The sequence below is a fragment of the Neobacillus ginsengisoli genome, from assembly GCF_030813055.1.
On the sequence record NZ_JAUSTW010000004.1, the window covers coordinates 153756 to 177352 of the forward strand.

Annotated in this window: 20 protein-coding genes; 3 read left to right on the forward strand and 17 right to left on the reverse strand. The window is 37.6% G+C overall.

Going from position 1 to position 23597, the window contains the following annotated elements; genetic code table 11:
* Positions 1–36 precede the first annotated feature (36 nt).
* From J2S10_RS13095 to J2S10_RS13140, 10 genes are all read right to left on the reverse strand, one after another.
* Positions 37–504 (reverse strand): CoxG family protein, encoded by a 468-nt coding sequence (locus J2S10_RS13095; protein ID WP_307408388.1) that lies wholly within the window; start codon positions 502–504, stop codon positions 37–39.
* A gap of 468 nt (positions 505–972) precedes the next feature.
* Positions 973–2130, reverse strand: a complete 1158-nt coding sequence (locus J2S10_RS13100) for a S53 family peptidase (RefSeq protein ID WP_307408390.1) — start codon at positions 2128–2130, stop codon at positions 973–975.
* Between the two features lie 87 nt (positions 2131–2217).
* Positions 2218–3384, reverse strand: coding sequence for a DUF3800 domain-containing protein (locus J2S10_RS13105; RefSeq protein ID WP_307408392.1), 1167 nt, complete (start codon positions 3382–3384; stop codon positions 2218–2220).
* Positions 3385–3561: 177 nt separating this feature from the next.
* Complete coding sequence (locus J2S10_RS13110) at positions 3562–5226, reverse strand: AAA family ATPase (protein WP_307408394.1); 1665 nt, start codon at positions 5224–5226, stop codon at positions 3562–3564.
* Between the two features lie 282 nt (positions 5227–5508).
* Positions 5509–5766 carry a hypothetical protein gene (locus tag J2S10_RS13115; RefSeq protein ID WP_307408396.1) on the reverse strand — a complete coding sequence of 86 codons (258 nt, stop codon included), beginning with the start codon at positions 5764–5766 and terminating at the stop codon, positions 5509–5511.
* Positions 5767–6092: 326 nt separating this feature from the next.
* Positions 6093–7793, reverse strand: coding sequence for a sigma-54 interaction domain-containing protein (locus J2S10_RS13120; RefSeq protein ID WP_307408398.1), 1701 nt, complete (start codon positions 7791–7793; stop codon positions 6093–6095).
* A 165-nt stretch (positions 7794–7958) separates the two neighbouring features.
* On the reverse strand, positions 7959–8873 hold the full coding sequence (locus tag J2S10_RS13125; RefSeq protein WP_307408400.1) for a proline dehydrogenase: 915 nt from the start codon (positions 8871–8873) through the stop codon (positions 7959–7961).
* A 78-nt stretch (positions 8874–8951) separates the two neighbouring features.
* On the reverse strand, positions 8952–10520 hold the full coding sequence (gene pruA, locus J2S10_RS13130; RefSeq protein WP_307408402.1) for an L-glutamate gamma-semialdehyde dehydrogenase: 1569 nt from the start codon (positions 10518–10520) through the stop codon (positions 8952–8954).
* Positions 10521–10826: 306 nt separating this feature from the next.
* Positions 10827–12239, reverse strand: a complete 1413-nt coding sequence (locus J2S10_RS13135) for an amino acid permease (protein WP_307408404.1) — start codon at positions 12237–12239, stop codon at positions 10827–10829.
* A gap of 883 nt (positions 12240–13122) precedes the next feature.
* Positions 13123–13344 (reverse strand): hypothetical protein, encoded by a 222-nt coding sequence (locus J2S10_RS13140; protein WP_307408406.1) that lies wholly within the window; start codon positions 13342–13344, stop codon positions 13123–13125.
* 279 nt (positions 13345–13623) lie between these two features.
* On the opposite strand from J2S10_RS13140, the gene J2S10_RS13145 reads away from it, so the two are divergent.
* Both J2S10_RS13145 and J2S10_RS13150 read left to right on the forward strand, forming a co-directional pair.
* Positions 13624–14139 (forward strand): J domain-containing protein, encoded by a 516-nt coding sequence (locus J2S10_RS13145; protein ID WP_307408408.1) that lies wholly within the window; start codon positions 13624–13626, stop codon positions 14137–14139.
* A gap of 276 nt (positions 14140–14415) precedes the next feature.
* Positions 14416–14601: a hypothetical protein gene (locus tag J2S10_RS13150; RefSeq protein WP_307408410.1), complete on the forward strand. Its 186-nt coding sequence runs from the start codon at positions 14416–14418 to the stop codon at positions 14599–14601.
* Between the two features lie 136 nt (positions 14602–14737).
* On the opposite strand, the gene J2S10_RS27440 is transcribed toward J2S10_RS13150, so the two are convergent.
* On the reverse strand, positions 14738–15016 hold the full coding sequence (locus J2S10_RS27440; RefSeq protein ID WP_370876199.1) for an MFS transporter: 279 nt from the start codon (positions 15014–15016) through the stop codon (positions 14738–14740).
* A gap of 404 nt (positions 15017–15420) precedes the next feature.
* Between J2S10_RS27440 and J2S10_RS13155 the strand changes: the two genes are divergently transcribed.
* The gene (locus J2S10_RS13155; RefSeq protein ID WP_307408412.1) at positions 15421–16077 is read left to right on the forward strand and encodes a DedA family protein; all 657 of its coding nucleotides are present in this window, start codon (positions 15421–15423) and stop codon (positions 16075–16077) included.
* An 85-nt stretch (positions 16078–16162) separates the two neighbouring features.
* Here J2S10_RS13155 and J2S10_RS13160 read toward each other — a convergent pair whose 3' ends face one another.
* The 6 genes from J2S10_RS13160 to eutC all read right to left on the reverse strand — a co-directional run bounded on the left by J2S10_RS13160 (position 16163) and on the right by eutC (position 23597).
* Positions 16163–17236 (reverse strand): Ger(x)C family spore germination protein, encoded by a 1074-nt coding sequence (locus J2S10_RS13160; protein ID WP_307408414.1) that lies wholly within the window; start codon positions 17234–17236, stop codon positions 16163–16165.
* Positions 17233–18324 carry a GerAB/ArcD/ProY family transporter gene (locus tag J2S10_RS13165; protein ID WP_307408416.1) on the reverse strand — a complete coding sequence of 364 codons (1092 nt, stop codon included), beginning with the start codon at positions 18322–18324 and terminating at the stop codon, positions 17233–17235. Before J2S10_RS13165 ends, J2S10_RS13160 begins: the two co-directional genes overlap by 4 nt.
* Before the next feature lie 15 nt (positions 18325–18339).
* On the reverse strand, positions 18340–19857 hold the full coding sequence (locus tag J2S10_RS13170) for a spore germination protein (RefSeq protein ID WP_370876200.1): 1518 nt from the start codon (positions 19855–19857) through the stop codon (positions 18340–18342).
* Positions 19858–20102: 245 nt separating this feature from the next.
* Positions 20103–21047 carry a malate dehydrogenase gene (mdh, locus tag J2S10_RS13175; protein WP_307408419.1) on the reverse strand — a complete coding sequence of 315 codons (945 nt, stop codon included), beginning with the start codon at positions 21045–21047 and terminating at the stop codon, positions 20103–20105.
* A gap of 12 nt (positions 21048–21059) precedes the next feature.
* A complete protein-coding gene (locus tag J2S10_RS13180) occupies positions 21060–22664 on the reverse strand; it encodes an amino acid permease (protein WP_307408422.1) in 1605 nt (534 codons plus the stop codon).
* A 57-nt stretch (positions 22665–22721) separates the two neighbouring features.
* Positions 22722–23597, reverse strand: a complete 876-nt coding sequence (gene eutC, locus J2S10_RS13185) for an ethanolamine ammonia-lyase subunit EutC (protein ID WP_307408425.1) — start codon at positions 23595–23597, stop codon at positions 22722–22724.

The following is a 23597-nucleotide window of genomic DNA, read 5'->3' on the forward strand; positions in this document are numbered from 1 at the left end:
AAGTTCCCTCTCGGTAATTCTTCACTGTTTCATTTGTCATCTACTTTCCCTTTTTACATGATGAATTTTCCTTTTCATTTCTTTTTCCGCTTCTTCGAAAAATTTCTCCAAACTCTTGTTAGCTCCACCCTCTAAAACACGCTTACCAACAAATGCAATCTTACCGGTTACCTCTACTTCACCCAAAAATGTTACCTCGGAAGTCCCCTGTACGTCATTGATAAAAAGGTCCGCGTTACCCTCTATCTCACCAAGCTTTCCTTTACCTTTCAAAACTAAGTGATAAAAGGAAGGTGACTTTTCTTTTTCCCGCTTTAGTTCAAGTGCAATCAAATCTTTTATTGGACCTAGGCTAATTTCTATTTCGGCTTGGTAAATTCCACCTGAGCTTTCAATGAATGTTTTGCAGCCTGGCAATGAGTTTTTAAGGACCGTTTCATCCTTTATGTATCTCCATACAATGTTCCTTGGTAATCCGAAAGAATAATTGTATTCGATTTTCAAAGCTGTACCTCCTATGGTTTCCCCTATTTTGAAAATGATTTTATTGGATATTCATATTCATATTCATTTTTCCAACTAATTGTACCCACTTTTTATTCAAAAATTTTCATAACCACTTTGAGCTAGATATGTTGAAGCGGAGTGATTCTTTATTAAGTGTAAATTTCATATTAAAAAAGTCTTATTTGATTGATTCTTGTATGTGCATGGTTTATCTTGGATTTATTGGAAATAAAAAGAAGGCAAAATGACAGGATTTTTTGGAGCTGTTTTCGGGTTATCGAGCATCTTCATTTACGAAAAATTAGCTTCTATTTACGAAAACACCACTTTCATTTGCGGATAGCTGTTTTCTATTTCAAAAGCCACAATCATGAAGAAAAGAGCCATTATAAAAAAGCTTGTAGCATCAGTCCTGGCAAGACTTTGTCTACAAGCTAAAAAACAATTTTATAAAAGCTTTATTTGCTAGTTTGATTGATTTAACGCAGGTACCAAAATATCTGCTTTAGGTGAACCGATACCCGTAACCAAATCATATCCCGCTTTTGAAGTAAATCCCCCGTTGCTACCAGTAATAATATCGTGATAATTAGTTGAGTATCCAGTAGAGTTTGTCGTCCCTGCAATCGTAAACAGCTGGGTAATTGTATTAAAACTAGTCAAATGAGTCTGACGTCCTTGGTCAGCAAGGGCAATCAGGGCTGCCCAGCTTGGAGAGCCGAAGCTCGTACCACCAACTTGGAACCATCCTTTTTGGCCGCTGTCGAGCGTACTGCTATAAACAGCTACACCGGTGTTTGGATCGGCATTCCAGGATACATCCGGTGCTCCGCGATGTGTTCCGACAACGCTTTGCCAACTATTTTCGTAACTTGGTCTTGATTCATAGGTACTCGTACCGCCACCCGAACCGGACCAAGCGCTCTCGCCAAGGTAGTTCCCACTCGAATCGAGTTGGAGATTTGTTCCGCCGACGGACAGGACATATGGAGACGAAGCCGGCCAGGACATACCGGAGCCATTATCACCGGAAGAAGCGACGTAGACTACACCTGTATGTTGAAAATGGGAATCATAACTTGCCTCGGTGGAAAACTCAGAACCGCCCCAGCTGTTGGAAACAACCTGAGCACCATGAGATGTTGCATAGTCCACTGCCGATAGCAAATTGGAAATAGATGCTGACTTTGCAACGACCAGCAAAATGTTTGCCTGAGGTGCTATCGCATGTGCCCATTCCACATCCAGAGCAGTTTCCAGCGCCCAGCCGCCATCTGTTTTTGCCGGTTTTCCGTTTGGATAGGCAATGGTTAAGTTTGCTGCAGGGAGCCCGAACTGATTACTAAATACTTGGAGATCGTTTGCAATTGTCGGGCTTCCAAACGCATCAACGATCGCAATCGTTTGTCCCGCACCGGTGGATGTAATCCGATCTAACCCGTATGCTTTTTTAATTTGATAAGGATTGTAGCCGTTTAGATAGGTTGGAGTCGCGCCGTTATTTTTAATGTGAATGGGCGGATGCGCATCCTTAAGCTTTTCCTGCGGTGAAAAACCGGCAGCAGGGATAAGACAGAGAACAGCGGTAAACATGAATAACAGATTACGGATCATCTTCTTCATTTTTGACCCCCTTTTTTAAATTTACTATTACCATACCAGTCTATTCTCTCAAGCTATAAAAATCCCTATTTCATCTTCAAAACAGGATTATTTAACAGCCAATTTTTCCATTTCAATTATTCTCTTTAAATATTCATATTCTTTCTGATCGAGAATATCAATTTCCTTGTTCGTTGCCACTAGGATTTGATCTCTGCATTTGGAAATTCGTTGGATCATTGGGTGGATTGTCAGACTTGATAGATTAACAAAGTCATACAAGTCAGTTAAACTTGCAGGTAATTTATAGCCTTTATTGCTGCTTGATATTAATAGCCCCTGATCACGCAACTTGGAAACAATCGTTGACCGAAAGTAATGTTGATTGATTTTGATCTCGCGAATCGCATTAAGATTATCTAAGATTTCTTGCGTAAAGACATATTCATCAGGGTTTTCCTTCAAATTAAACAAGAGAAACTTCAGAAAATCAATTCGGATTTTCTCATCCTCTTCATCGCTTTTTCTATTTTTATCAATATATTGATAGGCCAAGTTTACAGCTTGTTTGATAATAACCTCGTCGTACTTAGCGTCAGGCTTTTCTGATTTGTATTCGTATAGAAAGTGTTTATAGTCGTAAGGCCAGAGATGGATGCCGATCATTTTATCTTTTATGATTTGATAAAAAGAGCGGTACTGCTCAGAAAACAATGTTCGATCATAGCCTTGGGCAATCGTCGCTGCGAAAAGATTAGCTAATTGAAGAAGGAGATTGGATTGACTTTGATTGAAGCCAAATGAGGAATAATTAAATAAATCCGGGATACTCGTTGTCTTAACGTAATTTTTAAATTCATCCATAAACTCTTTTGATCCGTGTTCGTCCATCACCAGATCAAGCTGATCAAAGGTACGATATAGGTCATCATACACCAATCTATTTACATATTTAATAAACGTCTTTTTAAACGTAATGCCGCTATCTTCTCTTATTTTTCTTTTATCGATAACATATGCGTAAACGGTAAAAGGCAAATCCTTTAGTTCATTTAATAGTTGTATTCTCAGATGATCCTCTACTTCGCCTGATATCATTTCTCCGCTGTGAAAGTATTTTTGTCTTATTTTCTCTACTTCTTGTTCCAAAAACTCTTTATTCGATTCTTTTACGAGAATGGAAACGATTATAAAGTGGGTCGAAACTCCCTGCTGCTCAAAATCAAAACCGTAATTACCATACTCTTCAATAAAAGCACATTGTATTTCGTTCAACTCTCCCACCTCATTCAAAGAAAGAAATTTTATATACTTAATTCGTCAGCAATTTAACAAAACCTCTAAAAGTTACTATTTTCCTTATTAAATAGGCTTATTACATAAAATATATGATAAAAAATAGAGGGACCATCCATGATTGGAATGGCCCCTCTTTATTTTTTTCTTCAAAAACTATTCCGGATTTACCTCTGGTAATTCTTGACGATTGTCGCCATTCAGTTGTTCATATAGGTCCTCAATCTCCTCACCCGTTAGATCGCCCCGAATCAACAATTCCTTAGCAATCGAGTGAACGAAGTCTGAGTTGTCGAGTACGAGCTTCTTTACTTTCGTCATCTCATCCTTAAGCAATACGTTGATCTTTGAACGGAGTGCTCTGAGACCATCTGCCTGAGAGCCGATCGAAAGCCAACTAAATAGCTCATCGCCCATGCCGACAGCACCGAGGTAAGCACCTGCTAACAGCGTCGCCTGCCTCAGATCGGAGGTGACCCCGTTTAATTTCTTCCCGAGGAACTCTTCTTCGACCGCCCTGGCAGCCAAGCAGACTTGGATTTCCGCTAAAATCTCACTGTCGCTTCGATTATAGCGCTCATGCGTCGGCTTAGTAGCGGCGAGACCAAGTGCACCCCCCCTTCGGATAATTGTCACCTTCCAAACCCGTTCGTGCGGTTTCAGCAGGTACTGGGCCACCGCATGACCGGCCTCATGGTAGGCAACGTTCCGCTTCTCATCCTCGCTCATGGAACGAAGCGGCTGTTTAAGTCCCCATTCATACGTCTCCATGGCGGCCCGGAAGTCCTCGTAGTTAGACACCTGAGCTCCCCGCTGGTGAGCAATAACAACCGATTCATTAACAATGTGTTTAATTTGCGCCGGGCTGTAGCCGATCGTGTCGAGTGCCGCCTTTTCCGGCGTCAATGTAGAGTCCCGCTTGACTTTCTTGAGGTAGTATTGGAAGACGTCCACCCGGCCATCATAATCGGGGGTATCGACCCATAGCTTCCTGTCGAAACGGCCCGGTCGGAGCAGCGCTTGGTCAAGTACGTCCGGCAGATTGGTCGCGCCGATCGTCAGAACAGCAGGACGATCGGCCTTCTTCTTCCTCAGCCCGAGCGAGCGAAGCAGCTTGGTAAACCAGTGGTTGTCGATGTTCGGCGGGTCCATCTGCAAGAGCAGCTCGTTGAGGAGCCCGGAGCCGCCCATGCCCATTAGTCCTCCCATCATTCCTCCACCGGCTCCACCTGCTTGCCGGCTCATCCCGATGGCGTCAATCTCATCAATGAAAATGATACAGGCGCCGTATACATTCGCCAGCTTCCTAGCCTTCTTATAAATGCCCATTACCTTTAGATTGCCGACACCGAAGAACATGTTTTGAAAGCTTGGGGCAGAAGCATATGCAAAGGGTACCTGTGCTTCATTAGCAATTACCTGGGCGAGGTAGGACTTACCCGTGCCGGGGGGGCCGCAGAGCAGCAATCCTCGGATAGCCTCCCCTCCCATTTCTTTAAACTCTTTAACGCCCTTAAGCAGGGTCACGATTCGCTCGGCATTTTCAACGATTTCGGGATTCCCCCTGTAATCGTCCCAGGTGGAGCCGGTTTCACCCGGCAAAATCCAATAGGTACGCCCCCGGGCTAGGAACCAAAAAAGTGCAACGAACTGAATGATCATGAACAACATCGCGAAGAGCAGCTGCAGCAAAAGACTGGCAATACTCAATGCAATATTCCAAGCTGTCGGTCCACCTGTCCACAACAGCACGCCGAGAAAGACGATTACCGCCACCCAGAGAAGGAATTTACGCCACTTGATCCACCGATATGCCCTCATGGACTCACTCCCTTTATACTATTCTAATGAATATCACGAATTTAACCTTAGTAAGAATACACTTAAAAGGAGAGGAAAAGCCTTTTGATAATAAAAAAGAAGTTTTTTTTACCTTTGAGGAGATCAAATGAGGAAGCGGAAACTATTTTTTTTAAGCCTTCCTAATTAAAATTACCTTTTCATAATTTTTATTCACGGTTTCACATTTTAGAACTGATTAATAGGAAATCTAACCTATTTTTAATTTTCGTTCGGTCAAACGCGTTAACGAAAAAAGAGAGCCTACGCTCTCCATTTAGTTATGATTCCGCTTATATAATTCCAAATTACAGCTAAACCGCCAATATAGTAAAATATTAATAATATCCAGCCTGTAGGATCAATTGCCATGATGTTCAAAATGAATACTAATGGGAATACATAATATAAAATATCTTTCAAATAATCTAATACCATTTTCGGTGAGAAAGACTTTGTCACCAGTGACTTAAATAGACCAACAATAAAATCAAGCATCATGAGCCCCAAAACAGCCCACATCGTATAAAGAATCCAACCGTCTATGTTGTTCCCCCCCTTTCTTTTCGTACTTTATTTTATGCTGTAGGTGACCATTTTGCTTGTTCTTTTTAATTGAATTTTCATTTTATTTTGACATTTCTATAATAAAAATTAATCTTAAATTCTTCCCCGTACATCGAATACGTTGTCATAAAAACAGAGGGAAGTTCCCCTGACTAAAAAAGGGCAGAAATCTTAAGAAAAGATTTCTACCCTATCCATTATTTATTTCAATTTGAAAAATTTATAAAAGTGATTGAAAAAATAGATGTTATAAACAATTATTTAAATGCATTTTTTTCTTATTAGCTTAATCCATACTCTTTAATCTTATTATAGAGTGTTCCTCTTGATATACCGAGTAAATTTGCTGCTGCACTCTTGTTTCCATATGTTTTACGTAAAGCCTCTTCAATCATCTCTGCCTCTTCAATTTTAGGACCCATTTCCTTATGTGAGGTTTCGTTTCGGCTTTGGTCATCGTCATGATGGACGGAATAAGCGTCAAGAATGTTTTTTGGAAGATGATTGAGTGTAATACTATTTTCATTATTTAGAAGGATAAAGCGTTCTACGATATTTCGGAGCTCACGGACATTTCCCGGCCAATTATAGTTCATTAATGCATTCATTACACTCGAATTAATTTTTGGAATCGGTTTCTTATACTTAGAACTGAATTCTTGCACAAATTGTTGAACGAGTTTAATAATATCCTCTTTTCTTTTATGTAAAGGGGGAATATCAATATTTATTACAGTTAACTGGTAATAAAGGTTTTCGTTAAATTTCCCTTCCTTGACTATTGCTTCTAATGACCTAGAAGTAGAGGCAATAACACGCACCTGTGTTGTAATCAATTCAGTTCCGCCTACACGATAAAATGATTGGTGTTCCAAGAAGTTTAGGAATTTTTCTTGAATTTCGAGTGCCATTTTGTCAATTTCTTCGACAAACAACGTTCCATTAGACGCTTGTTCAATTTTCCCCGCTTGTCCAATCTTCTTATCAGATGTAAAAACTCCTTCATGGTATCCGAATAATTCAGCCTCTAAAAGGCCTGAAGGAATCGTTGAACAATTAATAGATACAAAAGGTCCGGTGTTTTTTGAACCGCCATAATGGATAGCCTGTCCCAGCATCTCTTTTCCTGAACCGGGCTCACCGGTTAATAGAACAGGAATATCAGCATAGGCGACTTTTTGTGCAATTTGTAATGCTTGTTGAATTTCTGAACTTACTCCAATGATAGAAGCAAAAGGTTTTTCATGATGAATAAGTAATGGTAACGATGAGTCAAGTTCTTCATTTAATCGAACAATTCCAGTAATATCGCGTTCAGTTGCGATACCCCCTATAATTTTATTATCTTTTAAAATTGGTGAAGCATTGATCAGTACGTGAGTATCGTTATTAGGGCGATGATAAGCCCCGCGAACGCTGCGACCCTCATTTAAAATACGGTGCAATATAATAGAGTCTGTATGAAAATGCTCTCCAATTTTTTGACCTAGGATATTCTCGCGTTGAATCTTATAGGTTCCCTCAGCTACAGTATTCCAGTAAATAACATGACCTTCTTGATCTACTGCTGTAACTGCATCATTTATCGTTTCTGCTAATGTATAAAAGTAAGCGGAAAGCTTCTTATTTTCCTTATCTAGTTGCTGAATCCATTGATTGGCAGTTATAATCCCGATAATATCTTCTTTTTCTTTATTCTTAATCAAGACTGGCCGAATCCAATCAGTTTTTGATGCAGAGAGTTCTACGATTGTAGAGACAAAAGAAGAATGCCAATTTACCTTTTCAATCCATTTGATTATAGGCAGTGAATCATCATCTAATTGTACCAAGTTGCATTCACTATTTGCGATAATATAGTAGGTTCTCCCTGCAACAACAACAAAATCATATTCTAAAAGTTTGTTTTTTATATGCATTATAGGTGTAAGGGGTTCAACTAAGGTAAAGGAGCTATTAAAATGAATCTGCTCATGTTGCATAAAGTAACCCCCTTCCACACTTTTACTTTATTGTATCATATTCTATACAGTATCATCTAGAGAATTAAACAAATGTGTTTAATAAAAATGAACAGTTTTAATACAATTCAAAAAGTGATCGTTTTCTCCATCATACCTTCAATAATGACTGGCTATTTCCAGCTTTTACTTGGAGAATAGTCCTTTAAGAGCAAAAGCAACATTTTGTGGTCTTTCTGCCAACCTGCGCATAAAATAGCCAAACCAATCATTGCCAAAAGGAATGTAAACACGCATTTTGTACCCTTCTTGAACCAAACTTAGTTGTATGTCTGTTCTAAATCCATATAACATCTGAAATTCAAATTGATCACGTGGTATATTATTTTTTTGCGTAAATTCTTTTACCTTTTTAATAATATGGTGATCATGGGATGCAATCGCCGTGTAGCTTCCGCTCAGCAGATGCTCTTCAATGATTCTTATATAATTTTCATCTACCTTCTCTTTCTCTTGATAAGCGACTTCAGAAGATTCTTTATAAGCTCCTTTGACTAAGCGAAGAGGAATCCCTTTTAACTCTTTCACGTCCTGGTGAGCTCGAAATAAATAGGCCTGAATAACGGTTCCTACATTATCATAGGTTTGGCGTAATTCACTCAGGATATCTAACGTGATTTGACAATGGGCGTGATCTTCCATATCGATTCGGACAAAATTGTTGTGTTTTTTGGCTGTATCAAGAATTCGACACATATTTCTCACGCAAAAATCCCTGTCAATATCCAGCCCCAGTTGGGTCATTTTAACAGATAAATTACTATTTAACCCGGCTTTTGCGATGGCTTCTAACGTTTTTACATTATATTCAGTTGCTTCCGTCGCTTCTTCTCTGCTTGAAACGAATTCCCCTAAATGATCCAGTGTACAAACCAAACCTTTTTTATTTAATTCTTGAACTTTTTTAACGGCACTCTCGATCGTATCTCCTGCCACCACTTGGGAAGCTCCAAATCGAAGGCCCCATTTTTTCGCAGCCTTATTTAACCCTTTACTTTGGGAAGCGAAAAGAAAAACATTTTTTGAAACCTCTGCTAACATTGATTATCCCCTCCTGAATGATATGTTCTTGTTTCTGAATTTTATAATGGGCAACTGAAAAAAGTTGCCCACCTTTTTTTAAAGTGTTTTGCTAGTTGTTTTCGCTTGCATGTGAAGAAGAAGGTAATCGGGGCCTCCTGCCTTCGAGTCCGTTCCTGACATATTAAACCCGCCAAACGGTTGGTACCCGACAATCGCTCCCGTACAACCGCGATTGAAATAAAGATTTCCTACATGGAATTCTTCTTGTGCACGCTCAATATGATCACTATTGTTAGTAAGTAACGCACCGGTTAAGCCATAATCCGTGTTGTTTGCAATTTCCAGCATATGATCAAAATTCCGAGCCTTGCAAACAGCGAGAACCGGTCCAAAGATTTCTTCCTGCATGAGACGTGCTTTTTCATCCACATCAGCAATGATGGTTGGTTGAATAAAGTACCCTTTGGAGTCGTCCCCTTCTCCGCCTGTCATCAATTTGCCTTCTTCTTTACCAATTTCGATATAATTCATGATTTTATTGTAAGACGCCTGGCTGATCACCGGTCCCATATAGGTATTAACATCTTCAGGACAGCCAACCCTTAATGTTTTGGTTAATGCGACTGCCTTTTCTACTACTTCATCATAAACATCTTGGTGGATCACTGCGCGGGAACCGGCCGAACACTTTTGTCCAGAGAATCCAAAAGCAGAGTAAACAATCGAAGAGGCCGCTAAATCCAAATCCGCGTCTTTATCGACGACAACTGTATCTTTTCCGCCCATCTCGGCGATCACACGCTTTAACCAAATTTGACCTGGATGTACTTTCGCTGCCCGTTCATAAATGCGGCAGCCGACTTCACGGGAACCTGTGAAGGAGATGAAGCGAGTTTTCGGATGGTCAACAAGGTAATCACCTATTTCCGCACCTTCTCCCGGAATATAGTTCAGCACACCTTGAGGAAGACCTGCTTCTTCCATGACTTCCACAAACTTTGCTGCCACTACCGGCGTATTATCAGATGGTTTTAGAAGGACAGTGTTTCCCGCCACGATAGCGGCCGTTACCGTTCCTGCCATGATTGCTAACGGGAAGTTAAACGGTGAAATTATGACGCCTACGCCAAGTGGTATGTATGAAAACTTGTTACTTTCCCCCTCCCGGCTTTTTACCGGTACTCCATCCTTTAATTGCACCATCTGACGGGCATAAAATTCAAGAAAGTCAATGGCTTCTGCTGTATCCGCATCAGCTTCTTTCCAAGGTTTCCCCGCTTCTTTGACAAGGTAGCCGGAGAATTCATGTTTGCGGCGGCGAATGATTGCCGCTGCACGGAATAAAATGTTTGCCCGTTCTTCCGGATCTTGCTTTTTCCACGTTTCGAAGGTAGAAAGTGCGACTTGCATCGCTTTTTCAGCTAATTCTTTATTTGCTTTGGAAACCGTACCAATGACTTCTGCCTTATCACTCGGGTTAATCGAGATCGTTTGTTTATCTGTTTTAATGCGGTCGCCTCCAATGATAAGCGGATACTCCCCGCCTATTTGTGACTGGACTAACTTTAATGCTTCTTCAAATGCGTGTTTGTTTTCTTCGATTGTAAAATCGGTAAATGGCTCATGTTGATATGGTTTAATTGTGTTCTTAAATTCTGTGATCATGTGAATCTCTCCCTTTTCACTATAATTCGAAAATTTTCAATATATATAATTTTCGGAGTTGATATAAATATATTATAAATGATTTTTAACACTTTTGTATATTATTTTATTTTATTTACAACAAATTTGTTCAACGAATCTATTAAATGAACAAATTTGCTCATAATGTAAATCAATTTTACAATTTTGAGAAATCGATTTACAGGATAGGTAGACTTTGATCGATCTCTCTTTTAAAGATGTGCATAAAAAAACCTCGAATTCTAAATTCGAGGTTTTTTAAACAATATACAGATATATAATTTTTTACGCCCTTTCGTTGTATTGAAGATTTATTTCTTTCTTTTTCTCTTGTAATAAATTAGTTGATCTTTTATTCCTGATGACAAAGAATGAACCGACAACAAACACAGCAATGAGTAGCGTTAAAAAGAATTGTGAACGCATTGAATCAATAAATGCCATCATGATAAAAAGAGTAATAATAACAAGTATAGTAGCGTATGTCAAATAAGGAAATAACCACATTTTTATTTTCAGTGCTTCAGGTTTTTCTTTTTCATATTTTCTTCTCAGGCGCAGTTGGGAGAAGGCAATCACTAGATAAACAAGAAGCGCTACACCTCCGGAGGCATTGACTAAAAAGAGAAATATTTTATCAGGAGATAGGTAATTAAAACCAACGCTAATATAAGAAATAACAGTACATCCTAAGATAGCATATAATGGTACTCCCTTCTTGCTTACCTTTAAAAATAAACGGGGCGCGTCACCACTTTGGGCCATAGAGAACAACATACGCGAGCTCGTATAAAGACCTGAATTCAAGCAAGAAAGTACGGCTGTCAAAACAATAAAGTTCATGATTTGAGCCGCAGCCGGTATGTTTAAAACATTAAGAACGGAAACAAAGGGATTTTTTAATAGAGTATGAGAATCCCATGGAAGAATAGTAACTAGAACTAAAATGGATCCAAGATAAAAAATGATGATCCGATAAATAACACTGTTTGTCGCAACAGTAATGGCTTTTTCAGGATGTGCGGTTTCTCCAGCTGCGATTGCTACAATTTCGCTTCCCATAAAAGAGAACATAACAACAGCAATCCCTAAAAATATCGAGCTTACTCCATTGGGCATAAATCCTCCTCTATGAAGAAGATTAGTTGTCCCTGGCGAATGTACACCTGGTATAAGGCCGAATATAATGGCCCCTCCAAGAATCAAAAATAAGACAATACTTACAACTTTGATAAGTGAAAACCAATACTCAAACTCACCATATGATTTAACAGAATATAAGTTAGTAAGAGTTAATAAAAAAGTGAGGGCGAGGCTGACAGACCAAGATGGCAGAGAAGGAAACCAGTATTGAATGATGTTTGCACCCCCAATCGCTTCAACAGCAATGACGATTACCCAAAAAAACCAGTATAACCAGCCAATTGTATAGCCAGCCCACGGCCCCAATGCTTCTCGGGCATACGTAGCGAAGGAACCACTGGTAGGATTGACGATTGACATTTCTCCCAGCATCCGCATCACCAAAACCACAAGAAGTCCTGCGAATACATACGAGAAAATGGACGCCGGTCCAGCTACGTTAATAAGAGAGCCACTCCCCACAAATAAACCGGCTCCTATGATTCCTCCCAGAGAAATCATGGTAATATGACGAATTTTCAAGTCTTTCTTTAACTCAGTTGGTTGATGATTCATATCCTACTCCTCCTCTATAAAATACATGCTATCCAGAAATAAATAAAAATCCTCTTATTATTGGAAACGTTTTCATTCATAACTAGAAAATGTAAGTCTATCACGCCCTTTGTCTGATTCGCTTTTTGGATAATCCTAAAAAAACCAATTGAAACGCTATGCTAACCATCAAATATTCTAAAAATTTTACATATATATATAATTCATAATTATATATATACATATTTTATTCATTCTTGTACACGTTTGTCAATTAGATTTAAAAAACTTTAAACATTTAAACAATTCTGTTCATTTTATAATAATGGGTATTATTTTTAAAAGAATCAATTCGATTCTTCACTAAATTGTATTTTGGACATGAAAAATCAAATCTAGCTAATTGAATGAAAATCAATGACTAAAAATAAAAATGCATTGAGGAACTAATCCTCAATGCATTTTTCATACTATGTTATTAAAATGGAACCTTTTTATATTATCTTCTCTTTGTTAACGGGTGGTTTCTTTGCTCTTCCAATGGCAGCTTATTCTCTCAAGCAAGGTAGTATATTAATCGAGAATGGTGAAAATTGTAAATAGAGTCATAGTATAAAATATGGAAATTTTATTCGGCAGTATCTCCAGAAAAATCTGCTTTTTAAAAATTAACGTTAATTAATTTACAATAAATTTACAACTACACTATACAGACTAAATAAAAAACTTATATTATTATGGTATTAAATCAATTCCAAAAGGAGTTGTTTCCATGCTAGAGTGGTTAACTAGACTAGTTATTTTGACACCTCTGTGCACTCTACTATGTCCTTAAACCTTTAAAAGAATATATTTTGGCCATTCAACATCCTTTGGATGTTTTTTTATTTGGCTTTTTTCAGCCTCAACCGCCATTTACAATTAATTGACCAACTGCATAAGCCAGGTTATTTAGAAATTGTACTCGTATTTTTTCGTCATGTAGAAAATGATCATAAGAAATTTCATTCTCTAAAATGGAGTAAATGAACGAAATATCTTCTTCCAATTTTTTCTTTTGATTCTTTGCTAGATAGTCTGATATTTGTCTTTCATAGTATTCGACAGTTCCATACAAAACAGCCACTAATCCTCGTCCCTTCGATCGTCCTAACGTAGTATTTTCCAAAAATCCCTTTATTTACAAAGATACTTTTTACACTTAGTCAAGATGATAATAAAATGTTGAAGTACATATCTCAACAAATTCCAACAATTTTAATAAAAAAGTTAGATTCGTTATGATTGAAATTAATTTTTAATATAAATTAAATAGTCTGGTAAAACTGTAAAGTTTTATCTATGATAAATTGAAATTAGTATTGTTAAAAGGAGATATCCACGATATATAGAGTGAGTTGAGCATATGTTAAATGTTAAAGAAGTTACAGAACAACTGAAGTCGGAGGGCATAACTGATAGTGAAAATACAGTCATACGCTGGATTTTGGAAGGGAAAATAAAGGCGAAGAGGACCAAACATTTAAATATTGACTACCTGATCACCCCTAGTGATTTAGCAGTATTTATACTGGAAAAGAAAATAGAAGAAAAAAGTAAACATTTCGGTGTTGATTTTCTGCAATGGGAAAAAACATTTCATGACAATCAGAAATTAAAAGAGGAAATCGAAGAATTAAAAACTTCGATTCGCATTGAACAAGCAAAAGTCCGTTCATTAAAGAGAATGCTGCAAGCAGAATATGCTCTTGCAGATTCAAATCCCCTAACCTATAACTCTTTATTAGGCTTAGATGCTGCAGCTGATCAAGAATTAATTAAAAAAGAGTTTAAAAAGCTGCTCAAAGCCCTTCATCCTGATCGAGGCGGAGATGAACGACTTTTTAAAGTGTTTTATGAACATTACAAAATGACAAATTGAGATTATGATAGGATTGATACTGTCGAGTTCATTTTATGTACTTACTTAAGAAGCCTAAAGCTTTGGTACTAATTTTTCTACAATTAAATTTAAACCCCTTCCAGTTTGCTGTCGTTATTTGTAAGAAAAAGAAAAATTACTACTATTCCTTAAATAATCTAGGGAGAAATGTAGATAAGTTTTTTACAGTGATGGCAGGAAAAAATCAACTCTTTTTAAAATTATTAAGAAAGACGCTACAGATGTCTACGAAAAAGTTGAAAGGTGGTCATTGGCTTGAGCATGGAATTAACCCTACAACAAATCGTCGAAGGTATACCAAAATCCTTATTAAATGCATCTGATAGAGATTTGGAAGGATTCCAAAAAATCCTCGAAGAAACAATTAGATTACGGGAAGCTCATAGAAATTTGCAGAAAATGGTTAAAAACTTCTCTTCTTCTGCGATTCAACGATCTTAAAAATGGAAATGGGAAGGTGAAATCACCTTCCCTTTATTTTTAAAAGATTAAAAGAACAGCTAAGAGGCTATCACTTTTTTAGTTGAAAAGGTTTTGTATGCAATGAAGCATAAACAACCGGCAAAAGAAAAATAGCTTAAGAGTCTATATAAAATGACACCGCCAAATATGGATATAGCAAATGGTTAACACCAATACGCGACAGGATTTGTCCGCCTAATAATGATGTTAGTGCAAAACCAATTGACCCCCACATTCTTATTCTGCCAAACGAAGTTCCGACTAATTGTGATGTGTTTAACGCTAAGCTGTCCCCTAATGCTCCGACTGGCAACATAAAGGAAAAAAAGATCGCGCACAGTAGTAAGAGTATCCAAAAAGAATTCACTTGAAATAATACAATGCTGCTAATCAATACACCTAGTAACAGATCATCATCACTTTTTTTATCGTTTTGTATTTATCGCTGATGTAACCCCAAAAAGGTTGTGACAACAGCGAAGAGAATGGTCCAACTGCCATTAATCAACCGATTTTTGTACCTGATAGGTCATGTCCCTGAAAATATAATGGTAGAAAAGTAGATATAACTGTTCCAGATGATTGAAAGAAAAAAAGAAAAATACATAAATACATGAATGTCCTTTTATTCAACACATTAATCCCTCTTTAGCAAATAAAATTGTCGACCATTTGTATGATGAAGTTCTTTATAGTTAAACTAATACAATGGACAGAAAAGCACAAATTACTTTTTCAGGTGTATATGAATAAAAAATAGATTAATACAAATAATATATATCGGGTTAAAAGAAGAATATGATAACAATTATCTTTTTAGATGGGATGGTTACATTGGGGCAGCAAATTGATTATCTTCTAGGGCGATTCGGGTACTTCGGAATCATTTTGGCATTAATAGGCGGAATTATTGGACTCCCTATACCTGATGAGGTTCTTCTTACGTATGTTGGGTTTAACGTTTACCTTGGAAAAATGGCGTATATCCCATCTTTAGTCAGTGCCTATACTGGAGCGATAGGGGGCATTTCGCTTAGTTATTTTTTGGGAATCAAATTAGGGTTACCATTTTTAAAGAAATATGGTCCAAAATTGCATATTAATGAAGCAAAAATCAATAGAACTAAAAACTTGTTTAACAAATTAGGACCTTTTTTGCTTATAATCGGTTACTTTATCCCAGGTGTCCGTCATATCACAGCTTATCTAGCCGGGATCAACAATTATTCCTATAAAAAGTTTGCTTTATTCGCCTATATTGGCGCCCTAATATGGAGTTCCACTTTTATTACATTAGGAAATACACTTGGGGATAAATGGAGTAACGTAATATATTATATTGAAAGGTATAGAATGTTTGTTATTCCCTTGGTTGTTCTTATTGTAATTGTTGGTGTTTTTGTTTTTTGGAGAAAAAGAAAGAGTACTTCTGAAACTAATGAGGTTTATGAATGACATTTCAGGTAATTCCATGACTCAATTTTAAGTAAAGCCGAAGATTATTCTTCGGCTTTCTTACTTATTAGTCTTAAGATAGTGTTTACTTTGTCACCCCATACTCAGTAATCTTTATTTTCACATTCGTTTTAATTGGTATCTCACGATAATAACTTTTATATTTATTGATATTAAATGAACGATCTTGACTTTTTATGATATCGCCTAAACCAATTGGGTCTACATTTAGTTCTTGCATTGTAGTGATAATCTTTTTGTAATCTTTCGTGATTTGCTTTTCCATCTCTTTCTCAAGAACCTGTACCATTTTTTGATTATTTATCGTTCCTTTATATTCTCTTATCACACCATCGATTGAGATATCAATGTTAACTTTGGGAACTGATCTTGATGTGTCCACTGTATAATGCCTTTTTGCCCTAACATTCTCAACAACTGCAGATTTATCCCCATTATGGATTGGGAAAATACCTGAATCAAAGTTTTCTACGAGCGTTTTAAATGCAAAGGTTTGCTTAAAAGGAATTTTTCCAACATATTTATCGTCTTTAAATAAGGCAATGCCATCTATTTTTACTTTTTTATTTTTCATCTTTAATAAGGGAAGAAATGGATCCCCGCCTTTTGAGAAATACATATACATCATTTGATGAAGATTCGTCTTAGGAATCGTCCCTTTTTTAATGTGTTTCTCCAATAGACTTGAATAGTAGAGACCAGTGTCTGTTGTGGAAAATTTTTTTTTGATTAAATCTTTTGCATTGCCTTCGACCACAGCAATGAGAACCCGTGAACCTACACTTGGTTCTCGATTGAGATAATCAATAAATTGATAAATTCCATGCTGCGCCAGCTCTTTACTGTACAATGCAACTTCCAACTTTCCACTAAATAAAGGTTTATCGGCCTCGGAATCAAGTTTTGCCCGGTTCTCCCGAATAAGGCTGGAAACGTCTGAAAACGTTTCAGTACTAATAGATTTATCTGGTCTAAATACAGGTATAGAAACCGTCCCCATTACATTATGGCCATCTACATAATCATAGCCTACAGCAGTAACAAGATCGATATCATCAATAATTTTTTCTTCTGAGGCACATCCTGCTAATAAAAGGATGAAACCAATATTGGTAAATCTTACTCGTAGTTTTTTCATTTGTTTTTTTTCACCTTACTGTAAATAAAATGGCTGATAAAGATGAAAGGAATGTAACCAAAAAAGACAAAATATCCTGCGAAAGAAAGTGATTTTTCTAATAGTTGTATTTGGTTGTGGGTTTTAATAAACGGAACAACAAGCAACGTAACGAAAAGCGAAAACAACAAGGCTTTTCGCTGCTTTACTCCAAACACTCGTTTCGCCCCTCTCATAAATGCCCAGAATGCTAATGTAATGTTAGGTAAGATAACTAATGCCCAGGAGCTAATCCCTATATACTCAAATCTTTCAACAAAGGGCATTTCGATAATCTTCCATAAATCTAAAGTTGGCCAAAGTGTTGTTTTCAGCTGCTCCTCACTATAGAATACGATGGATACACTATAAGTGGCGAGATAGAGAAAAATACTAAAAGCAACTCCAACTTGTGCCCATTTTTGTGATTTCTCCGGATTCTTAATAAATGGATAATAGATAAACAAGGTGGAGAATCCTATATAACTAAGTGACATTTGTTTCGCCGACAACATGATTTCATTTATTGAGTGGTGAAAAATCGGTAGTAAATTGTCATAATGAGCAAATTCTAGTGGAAAAAGTAAAGTTAGAATTAAATAAAGCGGGAGCATTACTCCGAAAAAGCAAATTCCTGTTACAATTCTGAATCCACCTTCTACGATATAATAAAACAAAGGAATAAATATAATACATAACGAAAGTAGACTGACTTTCGGAAACATCCATACATGAATAACTTCAAAATATGAGCTTATGACAACTATTGATATTAATAGGAAATACACTAGAAGAAAAATATTAAAAATATTCCCAAGCCACTTCCCAAATATGTTTTTGTTTATCGAAATGATATCTGTCTTTTCCTTGTTTAACACACGATACATCATCCAAATTAAAATATTAATATACAGGCCTGATATTATGATCGAAATCCAAGCGTCATTCCCAGCCCATTTGACGATTTCAGCTTGAAAAGTAAGAACACCAACCCCCATTTGGATTTTATGTATTAAGAAAAAAACAAGATAAGGAGAAATTTTAAATCTTTCCTCAACTGTAGATTGCATCACTTCACACACCAATCACTCATCAACATCTTTTTTTTCCTTTGCTTTTTTAGGATTAAAACGCAGTGAATTTCCCGTTTGCAGTTTTATTGGTCTATTGGGGTTAGCTGAAAACGAAAACCTAAAAAATGCGTCTTTTAAATCTTGCAAACGGGCTGGATAAATCGGTTCTAAAAATGGTCTTCCTAAAGAGGTCAACCTCAGTAAATGAGCAATCATATAACAAAAACAAACAACGACTCCTAACATGCCGTAAAAGTTTGCAAATAAAAGAAATGGAAAACGTAATAAACGGATCGTGTTACCCATTTGATAAACAGGAGTTGTAAAGGAAGCCAGCGCCGCCAAAGCTACAATAATCAGTAACACATTACTTGTTAGACCAGCTTCAACTGACGCCGTTCCGATAACAATCCCTCCCACGATACCAATAGTTTGTCCTACCTTTGTCGGCAGCCTGGCACCCGCTTCTCTTAACAGCTCAATCGTTAATTCAAGAAAAATCGCTTCTAAAATCGGCGGAAGCGGAACCTCACGTCTGGATGTAATGAGCGTTCCCATTAAATCCTTGGGAATTAATTCATAATGATATGTTAACGTCGCAACGTAAATTGGTGTTACAAGGATCGAAAAACTTACGGCAAATAAACGAATGATTCGAAAAGCTGAAGCGATAATTGGGTTTAAAAAATAATCTTCAAAGGCTGCAAAAAATTCAATCAGAGATGTTGGCCCAATTAAAGCATGGGGAGAACCATTTACTAATACCACTACCTTCCCTTCTGAAAGAACGGCAGCAACACGATCCGGTCTTTCCGTATCCACTAACTGTGGGAATAAGGATAAATGATTATCGGAAATCATTTGAGTTATATATGAACTGTCAATGACTTGGTCAAAATCAATATCTTTTACACGTTGAAGAACCGTGTTTACATTTTCTTCATTTGCGATGCCTTCAATAAAAACAACAGATATAGATGTTTTCGATAAACTGCCAATTTCAAATTGTTTTACAGTTAACTCAGGGATGGGTATCCTTTTTCGGATTAAATTTAAATTAATCGACATAGACTCCACGAAGGATTCTTTAGGCCCTACGACAGAAAATTCAACTTCAGGCAGTGAAATGGCACGTGATTGATGGGATTCTGCCTGCACTAATAAACATATTTCATCGAATTCATGTAATTGAATGACGACATTACCTGTATGAATTTTTGAATTAATAATATTAACATCGCTTGTAATAATAATATTTTCAATTGGTAAAACAGATTTTATATTCTCTAAGGTAGTACCTCGAGCCTTATCTAAATGACACATTATGTCCTTATGTAAAACATCAGCATCTACAAGGGACTGATTGTACGAAATCCAATACTCATGCTCTAATATCGGATAACAGTAGTGAATGAAATCATCCGATTTCATCGATTTCTTAATTAATTCAAAAAGATTATTAAATGAAGTTAATTCATTTTGTTCCTGTGATGTACTATCCCTCAGCTTAAATTTAGGTTTTCTGAACATATTTTTGCGTCCTTTTGTAAGTACCTTTTGTAGGATTCATTGTTATTATTTTCTACAAATAAGCTTATTTGTAAACTAATAAAGTGATATTGAAATTTAATTTCTTAAAGAAGCTTTCCCCGGTATTACTCATGGAAAAAATTAGTAAAAAAAAGGCTAGCTCAATAGGTTTTTTTAATCACCATTTGAGTTAGCCTCATTGCATTAATACTTTTAAAAGACTTTAAATAAACAAATCTATCCATTTACAATTGCTTTAGCAGCGACATTACATTTTGAACAGACTCAACTGACCTATCCAATGCCTTTTTTTCTTGATCGCTCAAAGGAATCTCGATTATTTTTTCAATTCCTTCTCCCCCGATTACAGTAGGAACGCCCAAATATAGATTTTTATATCCATATTCTCCTTCCAAGTATGCTATGGCAGGCAAAATTCTCTTTTTGTCTTTTAGTAGGGCTTCAGCCATTTGAACAAGGGAAGCAGCAGGAGCATAATAGGCGCTGCCATTTCCAAGGAGATTGACAATCTCGCCCCCGCCCTTTCGAGTTCGTTCCACTATCACATCTAACCGTTCTTTAGGAATCAGCTTTTCAAGCGGTATGCCTCCTGCATATGAGTATTGAACCAATGGGACCATATCATCACCATGACCACCTAGCACGAATCCAGACACATCTTCAACGGAAACGTTTAATTCTTGGGCAACAAACGTGTTAAAACGTGCAGTATCCAATACCCCCGATTGTCCCAATATACGATGTTTAGGGAAACCAGTAGTCGTAAAACACACATAGGTCATAGCATCCACTGGATTGCTGAGGACAATAATATAACTGTTGGGAGCATATCGCTTAATATTTTCTGATACATCCTTGATAATGCCTGCATTAATACTTACCAAATCATCACGGCTCATTCCTGGTTTTCTAGCTATACCTGCCGTTATGATCACTAAGTCGGCATCTTGAATATCCTTGTAATCCGATGTTCCAATGATGTTCACATCGAATTTTTGCACTGGTCCTGCTTCGAGCAGATCTAAAGCTTTTCCAAGGGTTGGGTTTGTTTGATTCGGAATATCAAGAAGGATGACATCCCCTAATTCTTTCTGTGCCAGCATTAACGCAGTGGTAGCACCGGTAAAACCGGCACCGATGACAGCAATTTTTCTCCTTTTAAAGCCCATAGATATTCTCTCCTATACAGTTTCATTTGCCTCTATTTGGACGTCTCTATTATTAAGCCGGTTGTTTACATGAGCATACGTTCCTAAATGAGGACCTTGGTAAGAACGCCGTGCAAAGGAATAATACAATAAGACAATTAACACTATAATGATTAAAAATGCTTTCCCGGTTGTGTAATGCATTGTATAACTACCAAAAGTCACGTCATTTGGAGCGACGACAAACAAAATATCGAAAAAGACAATCCACAATAGTGCGATGACGTTAACAGGAACACTCCACTTTCCTAAATGCCAAGGTCCGTTATCTTCTTCTGTCCAAACTTTTCGAGAGATTGCACGCAGCTTATAGAAAATTGGTAATAAGTAGGAAGTGTGTAAGCCCATTACGGAAATTGCCGTAACAGCTGCATAAACACCAGGTTGAAGTCCTAACAAAAGCGCCACTACCACTGAAAGATAGATTGCCGGAGCAGGTGTCCGGAATTTCTGTGATACTTTTCCCCATATTTTCGAAATAGGAAGTCCATTATCACGCGAAAAAGCGTAAATCATCCGCGATGTTGAAGTCGCAGATGCGAGACCGCAGAACCACATTGCTACAGAAACCATCCAGGAGAGGAAAGATCCAAATTTGGTTCCCAACCCTTGTTGAACGGCTGTGAGGAACGCATTAGGGGCAGCAGCAACCGCAGTTTGATTTGTGATTGAAACCGTAACCATAGCAAGCATTAAGAATCCAAAAATTCCAGAAACCACTACGGACATATAAACACCCCAAGGAGCTCTTATACGGGGATCGAGGGTCTCCTCACTAATATGTGCGGAAGCATCATACCCCGTAATGGTCCATTGCGCTTGTAGAAGCCCAAACATAAAAGCAACTCCGTATGGGATATGAAGACTATTGGATTGGGTAGAGAAGTTTGTATCAAATAGGTATGAAATAGAATGATGACTAGGTGCAAAGAAAGCTAATGCCGAGACAATTATGGCAACACCGACCATATGATAAATAGCTGAAACATCGTTTAGCTTAGCGACAAGATGAATGCCAAAATGATTAAGTAGTGCATGACTTAACAGGATTCCTGCACAAAGAAGATTTACCTCAGTTGGTGAAGGATTCGACCAAATTAATGCAGCTACAAAACCGGCCAAACCATAGTCGATTCCAGCTAATGTTGCAATTTGTCCTATCGTATTAAGGACAGCAGAAAACCAGCCAGTTGTACGATTACCAAGGATAGATGCCCAATGATAGACACCTCCGGATGTCGGAATCGCAGAAGTTAATTCCGCTAACGATGCAGACATAAACAAACAGAATAAAGTTACCAGCACCCATCCAATTCCGATTATTGCCGGTCCACCATTACTAAAACCTAAACCATAAAGAGTGACCCCTCCGGTAAGAATTGAGATTACAGAAAACGAAACAGCAAAGTTTGAAAAACCACCCATATCGCGTAATAATTCTTGCTTATACCCAAACGCATTTAAATCGTCCCCGGTATTCCCCTTTTTACGAGCTTTCTTGATTCCCTGATTGGCTTTCATAAAGATTCCAAACATAAACAACAAGGTAACGATAATTAATATAATCCCGATTGCCATTCATCCCTGCCCCCTATGGTAAATATTTTGAAAACGCATTCATTTCATCTGAACTGCTTAATCTTTCTCACGATCTCGTTTTTGAGAATATTGAACTCCACTACACTTCAATTTTAACATGTCCTCTAGTAGGTCTGATAGATAGGCTCCCGCTTCAACAGAAGACAGCCCGCCTCTATGAATATTAGAGATAACGGTTCGATCGGCTTCAACGGTTTTTACATTTGGACGATATACCATGTACGCGCTTAGGCTTTCATCTGTAGCTAAACCAGGCCGCTCACCAATAAGTGAAATAACCAGATCGCAATTTAGAATAGAAGCGACATGATCCTGAACCCAGACGCGTGCCCGTTTAACGAATAAAGGTGAACCGACGCGAATATTTTTGAGCTGAAGTCCCTGCATCAATGCCGGTAAAAGGTCGGGCAGATTAGCTTCTATAGCGGAAGAACTTAACCCATCACATACAAGAATCTGAACCTGATTGTCTTTTTCTCCATTCCGCTCAAGCCAGTCAATTGAGGAAGGGCTAAGCCTCCTTCCGGCATCCAGACTCATTAGGTAGGTATTCATATCATCTGCAGCTGTTTTCAAGATTGGTAGATTTAATTGATTTAAAATTTCACCGCTCACATCTTTTCTAACGGCATCCTGTGCAGCAGCATGATCAATCCGAAAGCGGAGATAGCTGGATGTACGCATCCGTGTGCCTGCTCTTCCAATCCCAATTCGAGCAGGAGTAGCTGCTTGTGCCCGTTCTATAGAAACACGGTTGCGAGGATTGATTACACCTATACCTTGATTTTCAGAGAACGTAATGATTTTTTCATCTGAAGGAATGACCGTGTCTCCTTCGGTAAACAAAAACTTCTGATCTTCAATTGCTTTGATCACAAGCGCAGCGATTTTATCTGTAGATAACGATTTCAT

Coding starts and splice junctions, on each gene's coding strand:
- J2S10_RS13125 (WP_307408400.1), bottom strand. CDS start 8,873: ATGTTAGCAGAGGTTTCAAAAAATGTTTTTCTTTTCGCTTCCCAAAGT.
- J2S10_RS13110 (WP_307408394.1), bottom strand. CDS start 5,226: ATGAGGGCATATCGGTGGATCAAGTGGCGTAAATTCCTTCTCTGGGTG.
- J2S10_RS13135 (WP_307408404.1), bottom strand. CDS start 12,239: ATGAATCATCAACCAACTGAGTTAAAGAAAGACTTGAAAATTCGTCAT.
- J2S10_RS13155 (WP_307408412.1), top strand. CDS start 15,421: ATGATAACAATTATCTTTTTAGATGGGATGGTTACATTGGGGCAGCAA.
- J2S10_RS13100 (WP_307408390.1), bottom strand. CDS start 2,130: ATGAAGAAGATGATCCGTAATCTGTTATTCATGTTTACCGCTGTTCTC.
- pruA (WP_307408402.1), bottom strand. CDS start 10,520: ATGATCACAGAATTTAAGAACACAATTAAACCATATCAACATGAGCCA.
- J2S10_RS13160 (WP_307408414.1), bottom strand. CDS start 17,236: ATGAAAAAACTACGAGTAAGATTTACCAATATTGGTTTCATCCTTTTA.
- J2S10_RS13145 (WP_307408408.1), top strand. CDS start 13,624: ATGTTAAATGTTAAAGAAGTTACAGAACAACTGAAGTCGGAGGGCATA.
- J2S10_RS13115 (WP_307408396.1), bottom strand. CDS start 5,766: ATGTGGGCTGTTTTGGGGCTCATGATGCTTGATTTTATTGTTGGTCTA.
- J2S10_RS13180 (WP_307408422.1), bottom strand. CDS start 22,664: ATGGCAATCGGGATTATATTAATTATCGTTACCTTGTTGTTTATGTTT.
- mdh (WP_307408419.1), bottom strand. CDS start 21,047: ATGGGCTTTAAAAGGAGAAAAATTGCTGTCATCGGTGCCGGTTTTACC.
- J2S10_RS13165 (WP_307408416.1), bottom strand. CDS start 18,324: ATGCAATCTACAGTTGAGGAAAGATTTAAAATTTCTCCTTATCTTGTT.
- J2S10_RS13120 (WP_307408398.1), bottom strand. CDS start 7,793: ATGCAACATGAGCAGATTCATTTTAATAGCTCCTTTACCTTAGTTGAA.
- J2S10_RS13170 (WP_370876200.1), bottom strand. CDS start 19,857: ATGTTCAGAAAACCTAAATTTAAGCTGAGGGATAGTACATCACAGGAA.
- eutC (WP_307408425.1), bottom strand. CDS start 23,597: ATGAAATCGTTATCTACAGATAAAATCGCTGCGCTTGTGATCAAAGCA.